The sequence below is a fragment of the Streptomyces sp. NPDC048523 genome (genome assembly GCF_043199815.1).
GTDB lineage: Bacteria > Actinomycetota > Actinomycetes > Streptomycetales > Streptomycetaceae > Streptomyces.
This window is the reverse complement of sequence record NZ_JBICWQ010000002.1, coordinates 882,148-901,082: the sequence shown is the minus strand read 5'-3', so window position 1 is coordinate 901,082 and position 18,935 is coordinate 882,148. Positions and strand designations below refer to the sequence as shown.

General features: G+C 70.1%; 14 protein-coding genes. 13 read left to right on the top strand and 1 reads right to left on the bottom strand.

The features are described 5' to 3' along the window. The first annotated feature begins 77 nt into the window (after nucleotides 1-77). From ACGFWE_RS13020 to ACGFWE_RS12960, 13 genes are all read left to right on the top strand, one after another. A complete protein-coding gene (locus ACGFWE_RS13020) occupies nucleotides 78-1,145 on the top strand; it encodes a glucose-1-phosphate thymidylyltransferase (RefSeq protein ID WP_393599827.1) in 1,068 nt (355 codons plus the stop codon). Beyond that, nucleotides 1,142-2,128 carry a dTDP-glucose 4,6-dehydratase gene (rfbB, locus tag ACGFWE_RS13015; protein ID WP_330266958.1) on the top strand — a complete coding sequence of 329 codons (987 nt, stop codon included), beginning with the start codon at nucleotides 1,142-1,144 and terminating at the stop codon, nucleotides 2,126-2,128. Before ACGFWE_RS13020 ends, rfbB begins: the two co-directional genes overlap by 4 nt. Beyond that, the gene (gene rfbD / locus ACGFWE_RS13010) at nucleotides 2,125-3,021 is read left to right on the top strand and encodes a dTDP-4-dehydrorhamnose reductase (RefSeq protein ID WP_393599824.1); all 897 of its coding nucleotides are present in this window, start codon (nucleotides 2,125-2,127) and stop codon (nucleotides 3,019-3,021) included. Before rfbB ends, rfbD begins: the two co-directional genes overlap by 4 nt. Further along, a complete protein-coding gene (locus ACGFWE_RS13005; RefSeq protein ID WP_352383907.1) occupies nucleotides 3,018-5,018 on the top strand; it encodes a glycosyltransferase in 2,001 nt (666 codons plus the stop codon). Before rfbD ends, ACGFWE_RS13005 begins: the two co-directional genes overlap by 4 nt. 9 nt (nucleotides 5,019-5,027) lie before the next feature. Then, complete coding sequence (gene rfbC / locus ACGFWE_RS13000) at nucleotides 5,028-5,630, top strand: dTDP-4-dehydrorhamnose 3,5-epimerase (RefSeq protein WP_352383905.1); 603 nt, start codon at nucleotides 5,028-5,030, stop codon at nucleotides 5,628-5,630. Nucleotides 5,631-5,838: 208 nt separating this feature from the next. Beyond that, the gene (gene rplU, locus ACGFWE_RS12995; protein ID WP_007381993.1) at nucleotides 5,839-6,159 is read left to right on the top strand and encodes a 50S ribosomal protein L21; all 321 of its coding nucleotides are present in this window, start codon (nucleotides 5,839-5,841) and stop codon (nucleotides 6,157-6,159) included. A gap of 14 nt (nucleotides 6,160-6,173) precedes the next feature. After that, nucleotides 6,174-6,428: a 50S ribosomal protein L27 gene (rpmA, locus tag ACGFWE_RS12990; protein ID WP_007381992.1), complete on the top strand. Its 255-nt coding sequence runs from the start codon at nucleotides 6,174-6,176 to the stop codon at nucleotides 6,426-6,428. Nucleotides 6,429-6,535: 107 nt separating this feature from the next. After that, a complete protein-coding gene (gene obgE / locus ACGFWE_RS12985; protein WP_393599822.1) occupies nucleotides 6,536-7,972 on the top strand; it encodes a GTPase ObgE in 1,437 nt (478 codons plus the stop codon). Between the two features lie 103 nt (nucleotides 7,973-8,075). Further along, nucleotides 8,076-9,596, top strand: a complete 1,521-nt coding sequence (locus ACGFWE_RS12980; protein WP_393599820.1) for an FG-GAP and VCBS repeat-containing protein — start codon at nucleotides 8,076-8,078, stop codon at nucleotides 9,594-9,596. Between the two features lie 202 nt (nucleotides 9,597-9,798). Then, nucleotides 9,799-11,349: an alkaline phosphatase D family protein gene (locus ACGFWE_RS12975; RefSeq protein WP_393599818.1), complete on the top strand. Its 1,551-nt coding sequence runs from the start codon at nucleotides 9,799-9,801 to the stop codon at nucleotides 11,347-11,349. Between the two features lie 482 nt (nucleotides 11,350-11,831). Continuing rightward, entirely contained in the window at nucleotides 11,832-13,331 is a 1,500-nt protein-coding gene (locus ACGFWE_RS12970) for a bifunctional cytidylyltransferase/SDR family oxidoreductase (protein ID WP_352383897.1), read from the top strand. Nucleotides 13,332-13,480: 149 nt separating this feature from the next. Next, nucleotides 13,481-15,553, top strand: a complete 2,073-nt coding sequence (locus ACGFWE_RS12965) for a hypothetical protein (RefSeq protein ID WP_393599816.1) — start codon at nucleotides 13,481-13,483, stop codon at nucleotides 15,551-15,553. Nucleotides 15,554-15,664: 111 nt separating this feature from the next. Further along, on the top strand, nucleotides 15,665-16,858 hold the full coding sequence (locus ACGFWE_RS12960) for a glycosyltransferase family 2 protein (RefSeq protein WP_393599814.1): 1,194 nt from the start codon (nucleotides 15,665-15,667) through the stop codon (nucleotides 16,856-16,858). Here the strand turns inward: ACGFWE_RS12960 and ACGFWE_RS12955 are convergent. After that, the gene (locus tag ACGFWE_RS12955) at nucleotides 16,842-18,860 is read right to left on the bottom strand and encodes a hypothetical protein (RefSeq protein ID WP_393600205.1); all 2,019 of its coding nucleotides are present in this window, start codon (nucleotides 18,858-18,860) and stop codon (nucleotides 16,842-16,844) included. The genes ACGFWE_RS12960 and ACGFWE_RS12955 overlap by 17 nt on opposite strands. Nucleotides 18,861-18,935: the final 75 nt, after the last annotated feature.

Genomic DNA, 18,935 nt, shown 5'->3' with positions numbered 1-18,935 from the left:
CGGTGAATCCCCGGCCTGTCCTCAGGGTTATGATGTGAGCCGAGATTGACACTTAATTTAGACAAATAGGGATTTTCGTGAAGGCTCTCGTGCTCTCCGGGGGAGCGGGCACCCGCCTCCGCCCGATCACCCACACCTCCGCCAAGCAGTTGGTGCCGGTCGCCAACAAGCCGGTGCTGTTCTACGGCCTGGAGGCGATCGCCGAGGCCGGAATCAGCGAGGTCGGCATCGTCGTCGGCGACACCGCGGACGAGATCCGGGAGGTGGTCGGTGACGGCTCCCAGTTCGGGATCAAGGTCACCTACATCCCGCAGGAAGCGCCGCTGGGCCTCGCCCACGCCGTTCTCATCGCGCAGGAGTTCCTCGGTGACGAGGACTTCGTCATGTACCTCGGCGACAACTTCATCGTCGGTGGCATCACCGGTCTGGTGGACGAGTTCCGCGCCGAGCGGCCCGACGCGCAGATCCTGCTGACCCGCGTCCCCAACCCCACCTCCTTCGGCGTCGCCGAACTCGACGGCAACGGCCGGGTGGTGGGCCTGGAGGAGAAGCCGAAGCAGCCCAAGAGCGACCTCGCCCTCGTCGGCGTCTACCTCTTCACCCCGGCCATACACGAGGCCGTCCGCTCCATCGAGCCCTCCTGGCGCGGCGAGCTGGAGATCACCCACGCCATCCAGTGGCTGATCGACCAGAAGCGCGACGTCCGCTCCACGACCATCTCCGGCTACTGGAAGGACACCGGCAACGTCACCGACATGCTGGAGGTCAACCGGTCCGTCCTGGAGACCGTCGAGCCGGTGAACGAGGGCACGGTCGACGAGACCAGCGAGATCATCGGCCGGGTCCGCGTCGAGGCGGGCGCCAGCGTCCGTGGCAGCCGGATCGTCGGCCCTGCCATCATCGGCGCCGGCACGGTCGTCAACGACGCCTACATCGGCCCGTTCACGTCCGTCTCCGAGGACTGCCGGATCGAGGACAGCGAAATCGAGTACTCCATCGTGCTGCGCGGCTCGTCCGTGACCGGCGTGCGCCGCGTGGAGGCCTCGCTCATCGGACGTGACGTCGAGGTCACGCCCGCGCCCCGTAACCCCAAGGCACACCGGCTCGTGCTCGGTGATCACAGCAAGGTGCAGATCTCTTCATGACCACTCGGATTCTGGTGACCGGCGGTGCCGGCTTCATCGGCTCGCACTACGTCCGTACCGTGCTCGGCCCCGAGGGCCCCGGTGATGTCTCGATCACCGTCCTCGACAAGCTGACCTACGCGGGCAACCCGGCCAACCTCGACGAGGTGCGCGAGCACCCCGGATTCGCCTTCGTACAGGGCGACATCTGCGACCCCGAGCTGGTCGGCAAGCTGATGGCCGAGCACGACCAGGTCGTCCACTTCGCCGCCGAGTCGCACGTCGACCGTTCCATCGACGGCGGCGCCGAGTTCGTGCGCACCAACGTGGTCGGCACCCACACCCTCATCGACGCGGCCCACCGCGCGGGCATCAAGACCTTCGTGCACATCTCCACCGACGAGGTCTACGGCTCGATCGACGAGGGTTCCTGGCCCGAGACGCACCCGCTGGAGCCCAACTCGCCGTATTCCTCGGCGAAGGCGTCCAGCGACCTGATCGCGCTGTCGTACCACCGCACCCACGGCCTGGACGTGCGCGTGACCCGCTGCTCCAACAACTACGGGCACCACCACTTCCCCGAGAAGGTCATCCCGCTGTTCGTGACCAACCTTCTCGACGGCAAGAAGGTCCCGCTGTACGGCGACGGCGGCAACGTCCGCGACTGGCTGCACATCGACGACCACGTCCAGGGCATCGAGCTGGTGCGCACCAAGGGCCGGGCCGGTGAGGTCTACAACATCGGCGGCGGCACCGAGCTCTCCAACAAGGAGCTCACCGGGCTGCTGCTGAAGGCCTGCGGCGCCGACTGGGAGACCAGCGTCGAGTACGTCGAGGACCGCAAGGGCCACGACCGCCGCTACTCCGTCGACTGCACGAAGATCCGCGAGGAGCTCGGCTACGAGCCCCGCAAGAGCTTCGAGCAGGGCCTCGCGGAGACCGTGCAGTGGTACCGCGACAACCGCGCCTGGTGGGAGCCGCTGAAGGAGCGGGCCGCGCTGTGACCGACAACCGCACCTGGCTGGTCACGGGCGCGGGCGGCATGCTGGGCCAGGACGTCCTGGCCCGGCTGTCCCAGTCGGGGGAGCGGTTCGTCGCCCTCGACCGCAAGGCGCTGGACCTCACCGACGCCGGCGCCGTGAGCGCGGCACTCGAAGAGCACCGGCCCGCCGTGGTCGTCAACTGCGCGGCCTGGACCGCCGTCGACGACGCCGAGACCCGTGAGGACGAGGCGCTCGCCATCAACGGCGACGGGCCCCGCCACCTCGCCGAGGCCAGCGCCCGCACCGGCGCCGTCCTGCTGCACGTCTCCACGGACTACGTCTTCGCCGGAGACGCCACCACGCCGTACGCCGAGGACGCCCCCACCGCGCCCCGCAGCGCCTACGGCCGCACCAAGCTGGCCGGGGAGAAGGCGGTCCTGGCGACCGAGCGCGGCTACGTCGTGCGCACCGCCTGGCTGTACGGCGCCGGCGGCCCCAATTTCGTCCGCACGATGATCAAGCTGGAGGGCGTCAAGGACACCCTCGACGTCGTCGACGACCAGCGCGGCCAGCCCACCTGGAGCGCCGATCTCGCGGGCCTGCTGGTCGAGTTGGGCCTCGGCGCCCTGGCCGGCACCGCCCCGGCCGGCGTCTACCACGGCACCAACTCCGGCGAGACCACCTGGCACGGCTTCACCCAGGAGATCTTCCGCCTGCTCGGCGCCGACCCGGACCGGGTCCGCCCCACCACCAGCGAGGCCTTCGTGCGGCCCGCTCCGCGTCCCGCCTACAGCGTCCTCGGTCACGGCCGGTTCGCCGAGGCCGGCATCGAGCCGCTGCGCGACTGGCGCACGGCTCTCACCGAGGCCTTCCCGGAGATCCACCGGGTCCATCTGAAGGAGAACACGGCGTGACGGTCAAGGTCAGCGTCGTCATCGCGGTCTACAACCCCGGCAAATACGTCGAGGACTGCATCACGGGCCTGCTCCGGCAGAGCCTGACCCCGGACGAGTTCGAGGTCTTCTTCGTCAACGACGGCTCCACCGACGAGACCCCGGCGCGCCTGGACCAGCTCGCCGCCGAGCACCCGCACTTCCACGTCATCCACCAGGAGTCCTCCGGCTGGTCGGGCAGGCCCCGCAACACCGGCATCGACGCCGCTCAGGGCGAGTACGTCATGTTCGTCGACCACGACGACTGGCTCGGCGACGAGGCCCTTGAGCGGATGTACGACTTCGGCAAGGCCAACGAGGCCGACGTCGTCGTGGGCAAGATGGCGGGCATCGGACGCCCGGTCCCGCAGGAGCTGTTCCGGGTCAACCGGCCGCGTGCCAGCGTCTCCGACGCGCCGCTGATCGACAGCCTCACCCCGCACAAGATGTTCCGGCGGGAGTTCCTCAACGAGCACGGGATCCGCTTCAAGGAGGGTCGCCGCCGGCTCGAGGACCACGTCTTCGTCGTGGAGACCTATCTGCGCGCGAAGAACGTCTCCGTCCTCGGTGACTACCTGTGCTACTACCACATCACGCGTGACGACGGCTCGAACGCGGGCTTCCAGCGCTTCGACCCGGTCGGCTACTTCGGCAACCTGCGCGAGGCCCTCGACGTCGTCGAGTCGCTGACCGAGCCCGGCGCGCTGCGCGACAAGCTGTTCAGCCGCTGGCTGCGCAACGAGATGGTCGAGCGGCTGCGCGGCAAGCGCCTGCTCAAGCTCCCCGAGGACTACGCCGAGGAGCTGTACACCGAGATCCACAAGGTGGTCACCGAGCGCTTCGGACCCGGTGTCGTCGCCCGTCTCGGCCTCACCCAGAAGGTCGTCGCCGGGCTGGTCTTCGCCGACCGCTACCAGGACATCCGCACCCTCGCCGAGTGGGAGGCCGGGATCAAGCCCACCGGCGAGCTCACCTCGCTGGAGTGGCGGGACGGCACCCTGAGCGTCGGCTTCGACTCCGAACTGCACATCGGCGACGAGCCCATGACCTTCCGTCAGGAGGGCGAGCGCCGGCTGCTCGGCCTGCCGCTTTCCGACGAGGCCCTCAAGGCGCTCGACGACCAGGGCATCGCGCTGGACGCCCCGCTGGCCAAGAGCGACGTGGACCTGGTGGTCCGGCACCGCGAGGACGCCCGGCAGTTCTACCTCCCCGTCAAGAGCGAGCTGCACGAGGTCGCGTCCGGGGACGGTGCCGTCCGGCAGCGGATCTCCGCCCGCGCCGAGCTCGATCCCGAGACCGCGGCCTCCGGCGCCCCGCTCGACAAGGGCATCTGGGACCTGCACCTCAGGATCAAGTCCTGCGGCTGGAGCAAGGAGACCCGGCTCGGCGCGGTGCGCGGCGAGGACGTCGAGGCCGGTCGCCTGGCCGCCCTCACCGGCGAACCCGCACGGCTCGTCCTGCCGTACTGGACCGACGGACCGGGCAACCTCTCGCTCGACGTCGACCAGCACACGAACAAGCTGGAGGGCGAGGCCGTCGCCGTCATGCCGCCCGCCGCGGGCGCGGTGGAGGGTTCCGTCGTACGGCTGCCCCTGCCGCTGCACGTCGCCGCGGCCGGCGGGGACACGGTCCAGCTCCGCTTCGAGCGCAAGAACGTCGGCAAGTACCCGGCGGAGGCCACCCTGGACGGCCGTACGGTCACCGCCGAGCTGCCGCTGGAGAAGCTCACCGGCATGCGCTGGGCGGTCCGGATCGGCGTGCCCTCCGCGGCTCGCGGTGAGCGCAAGTGGACCCGGCTCCCGGTGGACGTGGTGGTCGCCGCCGACGGCACCGCCACCGTGATCGACCGGCACACCCCGTCGGCCGCGAAGAAGGCCGCTCCCAGTGCCCCGAAGAAGAAGGCGGCCGCGCCGCGCCCGCTGTGGCGACGGGCCGCCGGGCGCATCAAGCGCGCCCTGACCAACCAGAAGAAGGGCTGAGACCCCGCGATGCGACCCCTTTCCATCTCCGGTGCCTGGGTGTTCGAACCGAAGGTCTTCCCCGACGGCCGGGGCAGCTTCCACGAGTGGTTCAAGGCCCCCGTCTTCGCCGAGGCCGCGGGCCACCCGCTCGGCCTGGCCCAGGCCAACATGTCGGTGTCCAGCCGGGGCACCCTGCGCGGCATCCACTTCGCCGACGTGCCGCCCGGGCAGGCCAAGTACGTCAAGTGCGTGCGCGGCGCGGTCCTCGACGTGATCGTGGACATCCGCACCGGCTCGCCGACCTTCGGCCAGTGGGAGATCGTCCGCCTGGACGACCAGGACCACCACGCCGTCTACCTGTCCGAGGGACTCGGCCACGGGTTCATGGCGCTCACCGACGACGCCACCGTGGTCTACCTGTGCTCCGAGGGGTACGCACCCCAGCGCGAGCACGGCATCCACCCCCTCGACCCGGAGATCGGCATCGAGTGGCCCGAGGGGATCGCCCCGCTGCTGTCCCCCAAGGACGAGCAGGCGCCCACCCTGGCCGAGGCCCGTGAGCAGGGGCTGCTGCCCTCCTACGAGGAGTGCGTGGCCTACCGGGAGAGCCTCGGCTCCCTCGGTTCCTGAACCCGCAGGTTTGAAGTGGGGCGGGGCCCGGTTTGACCCGTTCGGCCGTGGCCCCGTAACCTGGAGCGTCGGCGTGTCCACTGGTGACACGCCACATCCCCGTAAACCTCTTCCTCTCGGGCCGCTGTTCTGGCCGGGAGAGGCCGCTCGCTCTGCCGGGCGGCTGGACTGCGGGGGTGCCGTTCCCGAGCGAGAGAGTGAGATCCGCGTGTACGCCATCGTGCGCAGCGGTGGTCGCCAGCACAAGGTTGCTGTCGGCGACATCGTTGAGGTTGACAAGATTTCCACTGCCAAGGTTGGCGACACGGTCGAGCTCTCGACCCTGCTCGTTGTCGACGGCGACGCTGTGACCAGCGACCCGTGGGTCCTGGCCGGCATCAAGGTCCAGGCCGAGGTCGTGGACCACCACAAGGGCGTCAAGATCGACATCCTTCGCTACAAGAACAAGACCGGCTACCGCCGTCGTCAGGGCCACCGCCAGCAGTACACGGCGATCAAGGTCACTGAGATCCCCGCGGCTGCGAAGTAAGGGACTGAGGAGAGATGGCACACAAGAAGGGCGCATCGTCCACCCGTAACGGTCGTGACTCCAACGCTCAGCGCCTCGGCGTGAAGCGTTTCGGCGGTCAGGTCGTCAACGCGGGCGAGATCCTGGTCCGCCAGCGCGGCACCCACTTCCACCCGGGTGCGGGCGTCGGCCGCGGCGGCGACGACACGCTGTTCGCGCTGAACGCCGGCGCGGTGGAGTTCGGCACCCACCGTGGCCGCAAGGTCGTGAACATCGTTCCGGTCGCCTGATCGGAAGCTTTCGCGAGGCGGACCTCACTTCCCTGGTGGGAAGCGGGTCCGCCTTTCGCGTGTTGTACCCATAGGTATTCCGTACGTTTTTCTGGAGGCACTGAACCATGACCACCTTCGTGGACCGCGTCGAACTGCATGTCGCCGCGGGTAACGGAGGTCACGGCTGTGCCTCCGTCCACCGGGAGAAGTTCAAGCCGCTCGGCGGTCCCGACGGCGGAAACGGCGGGCGGGGCGGCGACGTCATCCTGACCGTCGACCAGTCCGTCACCACGCTGCTCGACTACCACCACTCCCCGCACCGCAAGGCCACCAACGGCAAGCCCGGCGAGGGCGGCAACCGCTCCGGCAAGGACGGCCAGGACCTGGTCCTGACGGTGCCGGACGGCACCGTCGTCCTCGACCGGCAGGGCAACGTCCTCGCCGACATGGTCGGGCACGGCACCTCCTACGTCGCCGCCCAGGGCGGCCGCGGCGGCCTCGGCAACGCGGCGCTGGCCTCCGCCCGCCGCAAGGCCCCCGGATTCGCGCTGCTCGGCGTGCCAGGCGACCTGCAGGACATCGTCCTGGAGCTCAAGACCGTCGCCGACGTGGCGCTGGTCGGCTACCCGAGCGCGGGCAAGTCCTCGCTGATCTCGGTGCTGAGCGCGGCCAAGCCGAAGATCGCCGACTACCCCTTCACCACGCTGGTCCCCAACCTGGGTGTGGTGACCGCCGGCGAGACCGTCTACACCATCGCCGACGTGCCGGGCCTGATCCCGGGCGCCAGCCAGGGCAAGGGGCTGGGCCTGGAGTTCCTGCGGCACGTGGAGCGTTGCAGCGTCCTCGTGCACGTCCTGGACACCGCGACGCTGGAGTCCGACCGCGACCCGATCTCCGACCTCGACATCATCGAGGCGGAGCTCAGGGAGTACGGCGGCCTCGGCAACCGTCCCCGCGTCGTCGTCCTGAACAAGATCGACGTCCCGGACGGCAAGGACCTCGCCGAGATGGTGCGGCCGGACCTGGAGGCGCGCGGCTACCGCGTCTTCGAGGTGTCCGCGGTCGCCCACATGGGGCTGAAGGAGCTGTCCTTCGCCCTCGCCGACCTGGTCGGCAGGGCGCGGGCCGCGAAGCCCAAGGAGGAGGCGACCCGGATCGTCATCCGGCCCAAGGCCGTGGACGACACCGGCTTCACCGTGGTCCGCGAGGAGGACGGCCTCTTCCGGGTGCGCGGCGAGAAGCCGGAGCGCTGGGTGCGCCAGACCGACTTCAGCAACGACGAGGCCGTCGGCTACCTCGCCGACCGCCTCAACCGCCTCGGTGTGGAAGAGGCGTTGATGAAGGCGGGCGCCCGCTCGGGCGACGGCGTCGCCATCGGCCCCGAGGACAACGCGGTCGTCTTCGACTGGGAGCCGACCGTCATGGCCGGCGCCGAGATGCTCGGCCGGCGCGGTGAGGACCACCGCTTCGAGGAACCCCGCCCCGCAGCCCAGCGCCGCCGCGACAAGCAGGCCGAACGGGACGAGGCGAGCCAGGAGTTCGACGACTTCGAGCCCTTCTGAGCGAACACCGGGCGGCGTCCCGGCCCACCGCAGGACAACCAACCGCCCTTCCTGTGAGTCGTATGGAGCAATCCGTACGACCGTCACAGGAGGGGGACGCGGCATGCGCGGACAACGAAGAGGGTGGCGCACGGGACTCGCCGTCGTCCTGGCGGTCGGCGGGGTCGTGGCCCTGCCCGCCGCCGCGGGGGCCGCTGAGGCCGCGCCGCACCAGGTGCGGGACGACTTCAACGGGGACGGCTACGCGGACCTCGCGGTGGCCGCGCCCGACGGCACCGTCGCGGGGAAGGCGAAGGCCGGGTTCGTCGGCGTGCTGTACGGCTCGGCGAGCGGCCCGAAGACCTCCACGAAGCGGGTGTTCAGCCAGAACACGGCGGGCGTCCCGGGCGGTTCCGAGGCGGGCGACCGGTTCGGCAGCGCGCTCACCAGCGCCGACCTCGACCGGGACGGGTACACCGACCTGGTCGTGGGCGTCGGGGGCGAGAACAGCGGGTCCGGTCTGGTGCAGGTCGTCTGGGGCGGTGCCCGCGGTCTGTCGGGCGGTGCCAACCTCGCCTCCGGCGCGGCCGGCGACCGGCTCGGCGCCCAGGGCCGACTCGCTGCGGGCGACGTCGACGGGGACGGCGCGAGCGACCTGCTGACCGTGGTGCACGAGCACGACCTGGTGGCGACCGGCGGCCCCTTCACCCGCGGTGGCTCCGCCACCGGGAAGCGCCAGGTGGTGAAGGACAGGTACGACAGCCGCGTCCTCGACCTCGACGTCGGCGATCTCAACGGCGACGGGATCACGGACGTCGTGGCCGCGGAGAACGGCACCGACACGTTCGACTCCCGGCGGATCGCGTACTGGTGGGGCACCAAGGACGGCCTATCGCCATGGACCCTGGTCTACGACATCGACGGCGCCGCGCTCCAGGGCGGCGAGAACCTCGCGGTCGGGGACGTGAACCGGGACGGCTACGCCGACATCGTGGTGGGCCGGACCGTCGAAGGCTACGAGAGCGACGGGGACACCTACCGCGCCAAGGGCGGCCGTATCACCTGGATACCCGGCACCTCGGGCGCTCCTGACGGTGTGTCGGCCCAGTTCGTCAACCAGGACAACCCCGGCGTGCCCGGCACCGCCGAGAAGGGCGACGGCTTCGGCACCGACGTCCAGCTCGCCGACGTCGACGGGGACGGGTACCTCGACGTGGTCACCGGCGTGCCCGGCGAGGACCTTGGCCCCGCCACCGCTCCGAACTCCGTCAAGGACGCCGGCGCGATCGTCGTGCTGAGCGGGCGGGCCGACGGGCTGACCGGAGTGGGCTCCCACCAGGTGGTCACGCAGGACAGTCCGGGGGTGCCGGGGGCCACCGAGAAGGGTGACGTCTTCGGCGGGGCCGTCCATGCGGGTGACACCAACGGTGACGGACTGGCCGACGTCGCGGTCGGCGCGCCCGGGGAGAACGCGGGCGCCGGGTCCGTGTGGTCCTTCCGCTCCCGGGCCCAGTACGTCGTCTCGCCCGGAGGCCTGCCGATTCCGGCCACCGTCCTGGGGCCGAACGGCACGCTCACCTTCGGCCACACCCTGCTCGGCACCACGGCCGCGAAGGCCCGTCTGGGCTCGGGCTTCACCAACTAGAACCCAAAAGATCGTCAGTCGGCAGTGTCCTGAAGGCCGTTGCGCCGGGATCACGTTCATCATGTGATACCCGAGTCGCAACGGCTCTTCTGTTGTCTACCTATTTGTCATGCACGCGAACACTCTGGTTCAACGCACGGATCACCCCGAAGCGTGAGCTTCCAGGGTGCCCAAGAGGTCAGCGACGCAAGGGAGTTCGCCCATGTACGGAGCAGCATCACCCGGCCGACGCCGCTTTCTGACCGCAGGCGCCGCTGTGCTCGGCGCCGCGGCCTCCGCGCAGCTGTGGCTGCCGGGCACCGCACGAGCCGCGGAGACCCCGCTGCCCGACGGGGTGTTCAGCCTCGGGGTGTCCTCCGGTGACCCGCTGCCGGACGGCATCGTGCTGTGGACGCGGCTCGCCCCCGATCCGCTGAACGGCGGAGGCATGCCCGACAGAGTGGTGCCGGTCGAGTGGGAGCTCGCCGAGGACGAACGCTTCAGAAAGGTCGTCCGCCGGGGCACCGCCCAGGCCCTGCCCGCGTACGGACACAGCGTCCACGTCGACGTACGGGGCCTGCGCGCGGGCCGCGCGTACTGGTACCGCTTCCGCGCCGACGGCCAGCTCTCGCGCACCGGCCGCACCCGCACCGCCCCCGCCCCGCACACCTCCGGGGGCACCCTGCGCGTCGCGCTCGCCTCCTGCCAGAACTGGCAGCACGGCTACTTCACGCCGTACGCCGACATGCTGGACCAGGACCCGGACCTCGTGCTGTTCGTCGGCGACTACATCTACGAGTCGGCGCCGTCGTCGGCCGGTCCGCGCCGGCACGAGGGCACGGGGGAGCCGTACACCCTCGTCCAGTACCGCAACCGGTACGCCCAGTACCGCACCGACCCGGACCTCGCCGAGATCCACGCGCACGTGCCCTGGGTGGTCAGCTTCGACGACCACGAGGTCGACAACGACTGGGCCGGCGAGGTCCCGCAGGACCCCGAGAAGCAGCCGCACGACGCGTTCGTGGCCCGGATCACGGCGGCTTTCCAGGCGTACTACGAGCACATGCCGGTGCGCGCCACCGCCGTCCCGAACGGCCCGCACATCCAGATGTACCGGCGGCTGGAGTTCGGCCGGCTGGTCCGGCTGAACGTGCTCGACACCCGGCAGTTCCGCAGCGACCAGGTCACCAACCAGGCGGCGGCCCAGGACCCGTCCCTCACCATGCTCGGCGCCGAGCAGAAGCAGTGGCTGCTGGACTCGCTGCACGGTTCACCGGCCCGCTGGAACCTCATCGCCTCGCAGATCATGATGGCCGAGACCGACATCCTGCCCGGCGAGGGCAAGCTCTGGTACTACGACGCCTGGGACGGCTACCAGGTCGAACGCAACGCCCTCCTGGAGGAGTTCACGCGCGTGCGCAACCCCGTCGTGCTCTCCGGCGACCGCCACCTCACGATGATCAGCGACCTCAAGGAGGACTACGCCGACCCGTCCTCCCGGGTCGTCGGCGCCGAGTTCGTCGGCACCTCCATCTCCAGCAACGGCGACCAGGACCAGGCCGCCTTCCACGCCCAGTGGGACCCGCTGCGGGCCGACAACCCGCACTGGAAGTTCATCGACGCCCACCGCGGCTACCACCTCTTCGACATCGACCGGCACGGCATCGACGCGCAGGTCCGCGCCGTGGACACGGTGGTCAGGCCGGAGGCGACGACGACCACGCTGGCACAGCTGCGGGTGGAAGCGGGCAAGCCGGGGGTCCGCCCCGTGTGAGCGGGGGCGGCCCGAGAGGGGCGTGGTCACCGGCGGGAAGACCTCCTTCTCGGGCTGCCCGAAAATCTTCTCCAGCCCGTTCCGGACAGCGCGAATCACTCTCTTGCCCTTGCCGAGACCGAAATGCTGCGGAATCTTGACAAGGAATTCCGGGGCAATGGACTGCCGGACCAGTTGTATTCCCGGCTGATCCGCAACAGGGCCGTCATGCATATGAAGAACACGTGCAGTCCGGTGCTCGACGACGTGATGCGGATCACGGGTGACCCCGGGCTCCTGTCCGCCGTACCGGGGCCGCCCGCCTCGCGGGCCAGCGCCCCGGGGCGCGGCCCGGGCGCTGTACGGGGCGCTCGTCGTCACCTCCAGTGCAAGATGAATGACAGGTAGCGCGCACATATGCGGTGAACGGCGGTCACCTTGCACAGCGGTAACCGCAAGTGGGACCATTTCCCCGTTCCCTGTCGCCCCGAGGTAGGTCTTCTGTGTCCCAGCACATCGCCAAGCCCCGTACCACCGCAGTGATCCTGGCCGGTGGTACCGGTCAGCGCGTGGGTCTCTCGATCCCCAAGCAGCTGCTGAAGATCGCCGGCAAGGCAGTCATCGAGCACACCCTGACCACCTTTGAGAAGGCCGACTCCATCGACGACATCATCGTCCTGATGGCGCCGGGCTATGTTCCGGACATAGAGAAGATCGTCGCCAAGGCCGGATTCACGAAGGTCAAGAAGATCATCGAGGGCGGCGCCACCCGCAACGAGACCACCGAGCGCGCCATCGCGGCCCTCGGCGAGGGCCTGGCCGAGGGAGAGGACCTCAACGTCCTGTTCCACGACGCCGTACGCCCCCTGCTCTCGCGGCGCGTCATCGACGACTGCGTGGTCGCCCTGGAGCGCTTCCAGGCCGTCGACGTCGCCATCCCGTCCGCGGACACCATCATCGTCACGCGCAAGCACGGCGACGACGGCGAGTTCATCACCGAGATCCCGGACCGCTCCCGGCTGCGCCGCGGCCAGACCCCGCAGGCCTTCAAGCTGTCCACCATCAAGCGCGCCTACGAGGTCGCCGCCGGGGACCCCAACTTCCAGGCCACGGACGACTGTTCGGTCGTGCTCAAGTACCTGCCGGACGTGCCGATCCACGTCGTCGCGGGCGACGAGTACAACATGAAGGTCACCCAGCCCGTCGACGTCTTCATCGCCGACAAGCTCTTCCAGCTCGCCTCGACCGCGGCCCCCGAGCAGGTGAGCGACGAGGCCTACCGCGAGCTGCTCACCGGCAAGACCGTCGTCGTCTTCGGCGGCTCCTACGGCATCGGCAAGGACATCGGCGAGCTCGCCGAGTCCTACGGCGCCAAGGTGTACGCGCTGGGCCGCTCCACCACCGGCACCCACGTCGAGAACCCGGAGGAGGTCGACGACGCGCTGTCCAAGGCGTACGCCGAGACCGGGCGCATCGACTACGTCGTCAACACCGCGGGCGTGCTGCGCATCGGCAAGCTGGCCGAGACCGACAACGCCACCATCGAGGAGGCGCTGAAGGTGAACTACCTGGCGCCGGTCCAGATCGCGCGCTCCTCGTACAAGTACCTGGCGGAGACCAAGGGCCAGCTGCTGCTGTACACCTCCAGCAGCTACACCCGCGGCCGCGCCGAGTACAGCCTGTACTCCTCGACCAAGGCGGCGATGGTCAACCTGACGCAGGCCCTGTCCGACGAATGGGCGGGTGACGGCGTCCGGGTGAACTGCATCAACCCCGAGCGCACCGCCACCCCCATGCGCACCAAGGCCTTCGGCCAGGAGCCCGCGGGCAGCCTGCTGTCCTCCGAGGCGGTGGCCCGCACCTCGCTCGACGTGCTGCTCTCCGAGCTCACCGGGCATGTCATCGACGTCCGTCAGCAGGACCCGACGGCCTCCGCGGGCCAGGCCTCCGGCTTCGAGGCCGCGCTCGCCAGTGTCCTGGACCGTCAGGACGGCGTGGCATAATCAGGGACAATTAGTCTTCGGTAAATTCAGGCCTCTGTGGCTGCCCGTTCCTGGTGCATTCACAGGGGCCTGAAGCCTTAAGCAACACCTGAAGCCTCAAGCAGCGTTAATTGGTAAACAACCGGCATCCCTCCCAGAGCAGGTTTTCAGTGATAAGCACCGCTATTCGCGTCGCCCGGGTGGGCAGCGCGGCCGAGCTGGCCGCGGCGGTCCTCATGATGGCGGGTTTCCCCGCCATAATGGTGGCCGCGCTCATTCCGAGCGTCCCTGCCTTCGCGGCCGCGACCGCCGTCACGTACCTTGCGGACCACTATCTGCACCGCCAGGGCAGTTATCTGATCAACCGCCTCAGCAAGGTGCGCGCCGGGCTGTCGATCCGCTTCCTGATCAGACAGCTCCTGCTGATCCTGCTGCTGGCCCGCCTCGACCTCTCCAACAACCTGATCTTCTACGGTGCCACCGCCTGCTTCATCGCGTTCTACGGCCTCCAGGCCCCGCACGGCGCGCTGGTCACCCTGATCCGCAACCGCCGCCGGCTCCCGGTCGCCACCCGCAACGTCGACCTGGCCTCCCGCCTCCGCATCCCGGACGCCCCGCCGCTGGGCCTGCTGAACCGGTCGGCCGAGAAGATGCTCCACCTCGACCTCGCGGCCGTGGTCGGCATACTGGTCGCCGCCGCGATGGACTCGGCGCTGCCGGGCTTCATCGGCATCGGCGTGACGATAGTGCTCGGCTCCCTGTACGTCCTGGCGCTGACGCCGTACGTGCGCGGCAAGAAGGTCCCGCCGAACGCCGACAAGGTGCTCGCCAGGGTCGACGAGTGGCTGCGCGACTACAAGCCGGAGACGGTGCTCTACTTCTCCGGGTCCAAGGACTCCGTCTACCAGGTCAACATGTGGCTGGAGACCATGGAGCAGCTGGACTCCAGGCCGCTGATCATCCTGCGTGAGCGAGTCATCCTGCAGAACCTCGCGCCCACCACGGTCCCCGTCATCTGCGTGCCCGGAGGGGTGCACCTGATGAACATGGACCTGTCCACGGTGCGGGTCGCGCTGTACGCGGCGAACGTCGGCAAGAACATCCACCTGCTGCGCGTGCCCACCATGAAGCACGTCTTCATCGGCCACGGCGACAGCGACAAGCTGGCGAGCGTCAACCCGTTCAGCAAGGCGTACGACGAGGTGTGGGTGGCCGGCCGGGCCGGCCGCGACCGCTACGCCATCGCCGACGTCGGGGTCCGCGACGAGGACATCGTCGAGGTGGGCCGCCCGCAGCTGGCGCCGATCCAGAAGCGGCAGGGGACGCCGGGCCCCCGCGGCGGAGCCGCTGATGGATACTGCCCGACCGTGCTCTACGCCCCCACCTGGGAAGGCTGGGACGGCGACCCGGGCAACACCTCGCTGATGCTGGCCGGCGAGAACATCGTGAGGAAGCTGCTGAAGGCGGACCCGCCGGTCCGTGTCCTCTACAAGCCGCACCCCTTCACCGGCACGGTCCTGCCCAAGGCGGCCGCCGCGCACGAGAAGGTCACCGCGCTGATCGTGCAGGCCGCCGCCGAGCGCGCCACGGACCCCCGCTTCCCGACCGACGCGGCCGCACTGGCCGCCGCCACGGCCGAACTCGCCCGCATCGAGGCGCGGCTCGCCGTCCTGGTCGGCAGCGGCGGCGAGAAGGGCGACGAGGCCGAGGCCAGCCGTGACGGCGTGGTCGACGTGGCCAAGTACGAGGAGATCGCCCGGCTGCGCGGCGAGTGGAACGACGTGTACTGGCGTTCCTTCCCCCAGTGGCAGCACCGGGTGGTCACGGGCGCCGAACCGCGGCTGTACGACTGCTTCAACGTCTCGGACGCGATGGTCTCCGACATCTCCAGCGTGGTCTCCGACTTCATCGCGAGCGGCAAGCCGTACGCGGTCACGGACTCCGCGGAGCTGGGCATCGAGGAGTTCAAGCGGCAGAACACCGCGGTGCGGGCGGCCACGATCCTGTCCAACCAGGCCACCGAGCTGGGCGAGCTGCTCGACGCGGTCCGTGACCCGGCGGCCGACCCGCTGGCCGAGGACCGGGTGGAGCTCAAGCAGTACCTGCTCGGACCGGACGAGCCCCTGTCCATCGAGCAGTTCAACACCGCGGTGGCGAACCTCGCGATCAAGGCCGAGGCGCGCAATGTCGGCCAGGAGTCGCGGCCCGCGGCCTCGGCGGCGGAGGCCACGACCAAGGCCTGACCCCCCGTTCGTAAAGAAAGGGCCCGGTTTTCGGGGGTGATCCCGAAAACCGGGCCCTTTCTGCGTATGTCCCAGTGCCGGAAGCAGAATCGGACCGTGGCTGGGGGAGAAGTGACCGTTGCGCAGCCTGATGTGACCGTGGTCATCGGGGCGTACGAGGCGATGCCCTATCTGGTCGACTGCCTGGCCTCCGTCGAGGCACAGACCATCGGCCACGCGCGCGTCGAGGTCATCGCGGTGGACGACGGCTCGGCGGACGGCACGGGGGAGTACCTGGAGGAGTTCGCGGCGCGCACGCCCCTCGACGTCACGGTGGTCCGGCCGGACAACTCCGGCGGCCCCAGCGGCCCGCGCAACGTCGGTCTGGGCAAGGCGACCGGGCGGTACGTCTTCTTCCTCGACGCCGACGACCGGCTCGGCCCCGAGGCCCTGGAGCGGATGGTCGCGATGGCCGACCGCAACGGCACGGACGTCGTCCTGGGCCGGGTCGAGGGCGTCAACCGCAAGCCGCCGACGTCGATGTGGGGGCAGACCCTGGAGCGCACCGACGTCTTCTCCTCCAACATCAAGTTCACGCTGAGCGCCCAGAAGCTGTTCCGCCGCGCGTTCCTCGAACGGCACAGCATGCGCTTCGACGAGTCCCTGTGGACCGGCGAGGACGCCCTGTTCACCATGGAGGCCTATCTGCGGGCCGACGGCGTCTCCGTGATCGCCGACCATACCTGCTACTACCTGGTGGGCCGCGAGGACGGCAAGCACGTCACCAGGACCGGCAGCCACACCCTGCGCTTCGACTCCGCCCGCGCCCTGATGAACCTGATCGCCGACATGGTCCCGGCGGGCGCGAGGCGTGACGCGCTGATGGTGCGCCCCTTCCTCGTCACCCTGCTCCCGCAGTTCGGGCCGAAGTTCCTGAAGGACGGCGAGGCGGTCCGCCAGGAGAAGCTGGAGCTGGCGAAGCCCCTGCTGGACGCCTACTGGACCGGTGAGGTGGCCCACCGCCTCCGCGTCCACGAACGGCTGCGGCTCCAGCTGGTGGCGATGGGCCGCCCGGATCTCCTGATGGAGGTCCTGGAGTTCATGAGGGCGAAGAAGGCCCCGGAGGCGGCGCTGGAGAAGGGCGGCCGCCGGGTGTATCTCGCCTACCCGTTCTTCCGGGACCGCTCGACGGGCCTGCCCGACTCCCTCTACCTCGCCGAGCCACGGGAGGCCCGGGAGGTACCGGGTTACCGGGAGGTCGGCGTCGACCAGCTGCTGCGCCGGGCGGTACGCAAAGCACGCAGGGTCCTCATCCCGACAGGGTGAGCGTCCCGGAGGCCGACCCGGTCTCCTCCTCCCGCCGCTGCCCCGGCAGCCTCCGCGCCCGGGCCACCGCCCCCAGAGCCTGTACGGCCCTGTCGAACCGTTCCTGCGAGGACGGCTCGTCCGGCCCCAGCAGCCGTCGCTTCAACTCGGCCCGCGCCCCGGCGAGTTCGTCCAGCTCGGGGTGGCGTACGGCATCCAGCAGCGCCCGCACCCCCACCGCGTCCGGGGTCAGCACGGTCGCCGCCCCCGCCGTGGGGAACGCCGCGCGGAACGCGGCCTCGCTCAGTCCGCTGGTGTTGGCGACCGCGTAGGGCTTCCCGCTCGCCAGGAAGTCGCTGACCACGCTGGACACATCGCTGATCAGCAGGTCGGCCCGGTTGAAGCAGGCGTACAGCGCGGGCCGGGCGTCGGTGACGACCTGGTGCTCCCACTCCGGCAGCGAGGCCCAGTACGCCCGCTCCCAGGCCGCCGTCGCCCGGGCCACCGCCTCGGCCCGGCCCGGTTCCGGCGTGGACTGCAGCAGCATCCGCTCGACCGAGTCGGCCGCCACCCGGAAGGACGCGGTGGTGAGCCGGTCCAACTCCCGTGTGATGCGGGAGAGTTCGCCGTCGTCGGCGGGTCGTTCCCCCGCCCGCTCCCGGTTCGCCGCCCGCACCAGCTCACGGATCCTCAAGTCCGCCGCGCCCGCCCGCGCGTCCACCGACCCGGTCAGCGGATGCGGCTTGTACAGCAGCCGCACCCCCGGATCCGCGAGCAGCGCCCGCACGATGTTCTCGCCCGCCTCGATCACCGAGGTGTTGCCGGGGTTGCCGTCCCAGCCCTCCCAGGTCGGCGCGTACAGCACCGTCGTGTACGTCCCGGCCGGCGGTCCCTCGTACGGCCGTACGACCTCCAGCTGCGGGCGGCCGATCTCCACCACGTCCTTGTCCTCGACGCCCACCTGGGCCGCCGCGTACCGCTCGCGGGCCGCGGGACCGGCCACCCACACCTCGTCGTACGCCTTCGCGTACGGGTTGCAGGAGGACAGCTTGTCGCTCTCGCCGTGGTTGACGAAGGTGTGCTTGATCGTGGGGATGCGCAGGACCTGGGAGGTCTTGCCCGAGTTCGACGGGTGGATGAGGACCTGGAGCGTGGACTGCTCCAGGCGCAGCAGCGTGGACACCTTCGGCAGGCAGACGATCGGGACGTCGGTCGCGGCGATCTTCTGCATCATGAACCGCTCGCGCAGGATGATGACCGGCTTCCCGTCGAGCTCCGCGAGCGGCTCCAGCCACATGTTGGCCTGGTAGGCGGAGGAGACCCCGCCGGAGAAGTACAGGCCGACGGTCGGCCGGTACTCGGCGAGCCACGCGTCGAACCAGTCCAGCACCTCCTGCTCGCCCGCCGGACGCCGGCTCGGCAGCAGCCGTACGAGAAGGTCGTACAGGCCCATCAGGGCGAGCCCCAGGGACATCGCGATGCCGAAGGCCGCGCAGCGGGGCTCGCCGTTGGCCGCCGTGACCAGCAGGCCCGTCGTGGCGGGCAGGCCGTGGACCAGGAGGCGGGGTCCCGGGCGGCGCAGCAGGGCGGGCGGGGCCGGGGTCAGGCGGAGCGCGGAGGCGTCGATGTTGCGGGTGACCACCGGGAGGGTGCGGGTGCGGCGGACCAGGACGGAGGCCGCCTGGATGGCGCAGTGCAGCGCGTAGCAGGCGAGCAGTCCTGCCACCAGCGCGGTGTACGCCGTCTCCTCGTCCTCCGGGGTCAGCCGCAGCAGGCCGAGCACCAGCAGCAGGTCGCGCAGGACGTGCCGCACGGTGATGTCCGCGTGGGTCTTGGCGAACAGCGACACCATGCCGCGCTGCCAGCGGTGCAGGACACCCTCGACGGCCAGGGAGGCGGCCGTCGCGGCGAGCAGCAGCGGGACGTGCGGACGCAGGGCGGCGACGGCCTGGGCGACGACGGCGGCTGCCAGGACGGCGGCGACGAGCGCTCTCGTCGCGGTCTGCCGGCCCGGCAGCCGCAGCGCGGACCGGAGGTGGGAGAGGCGTTTTCGCACGGGGGCACTCCAAGGTCGTCGCGAGACGGACGCCCTGGTTAA

Bases quoted from the DNA above. Each gene is read 5' to 3' on its own strand.
- rfbB (WP_330266958.1), top strand. From the start codon at position 1,142: ATGACCACTCGGATTCTGGTGACCGGCGGTGCCGGCTTCATCGGCTCG.
- rfbC (WP_352383905.1), top strand. From the start codon at position 5,028: ATGCGACCCCTTTCCATCTCCGGTGCCTGGGTGTTCGAACCGAAGGTC.
- rpmA (WP_007381992.1), top strand. From the start codon at position 6,174: ATGGCACACAAGAAGGGCGCATCGTCCACCCGTAACGGTCGTGACTCC.
- obgE (WP_393599822.1), top strand. From the start codon at position 6,536: ATGACCACCTTCGTGGACCGCGTCGAACTGCATGTCGCCGCGGGTAAC.
- ACGFWE_RS12980 (WP_393599820.1), top strand. From the start codon at position 8,076: ATGCGCGGACAACGAAGAGGGTGGCGCACGGGACTCGCCGTCGTCCTG.
- ACGFWE_RS12975 (WP_393599818.1), top strand. From the start codon at position 9,799: ATGTACGGAGCAGCATCACCCGGCCGACGCCGCTTTCTGACCGCAGGC.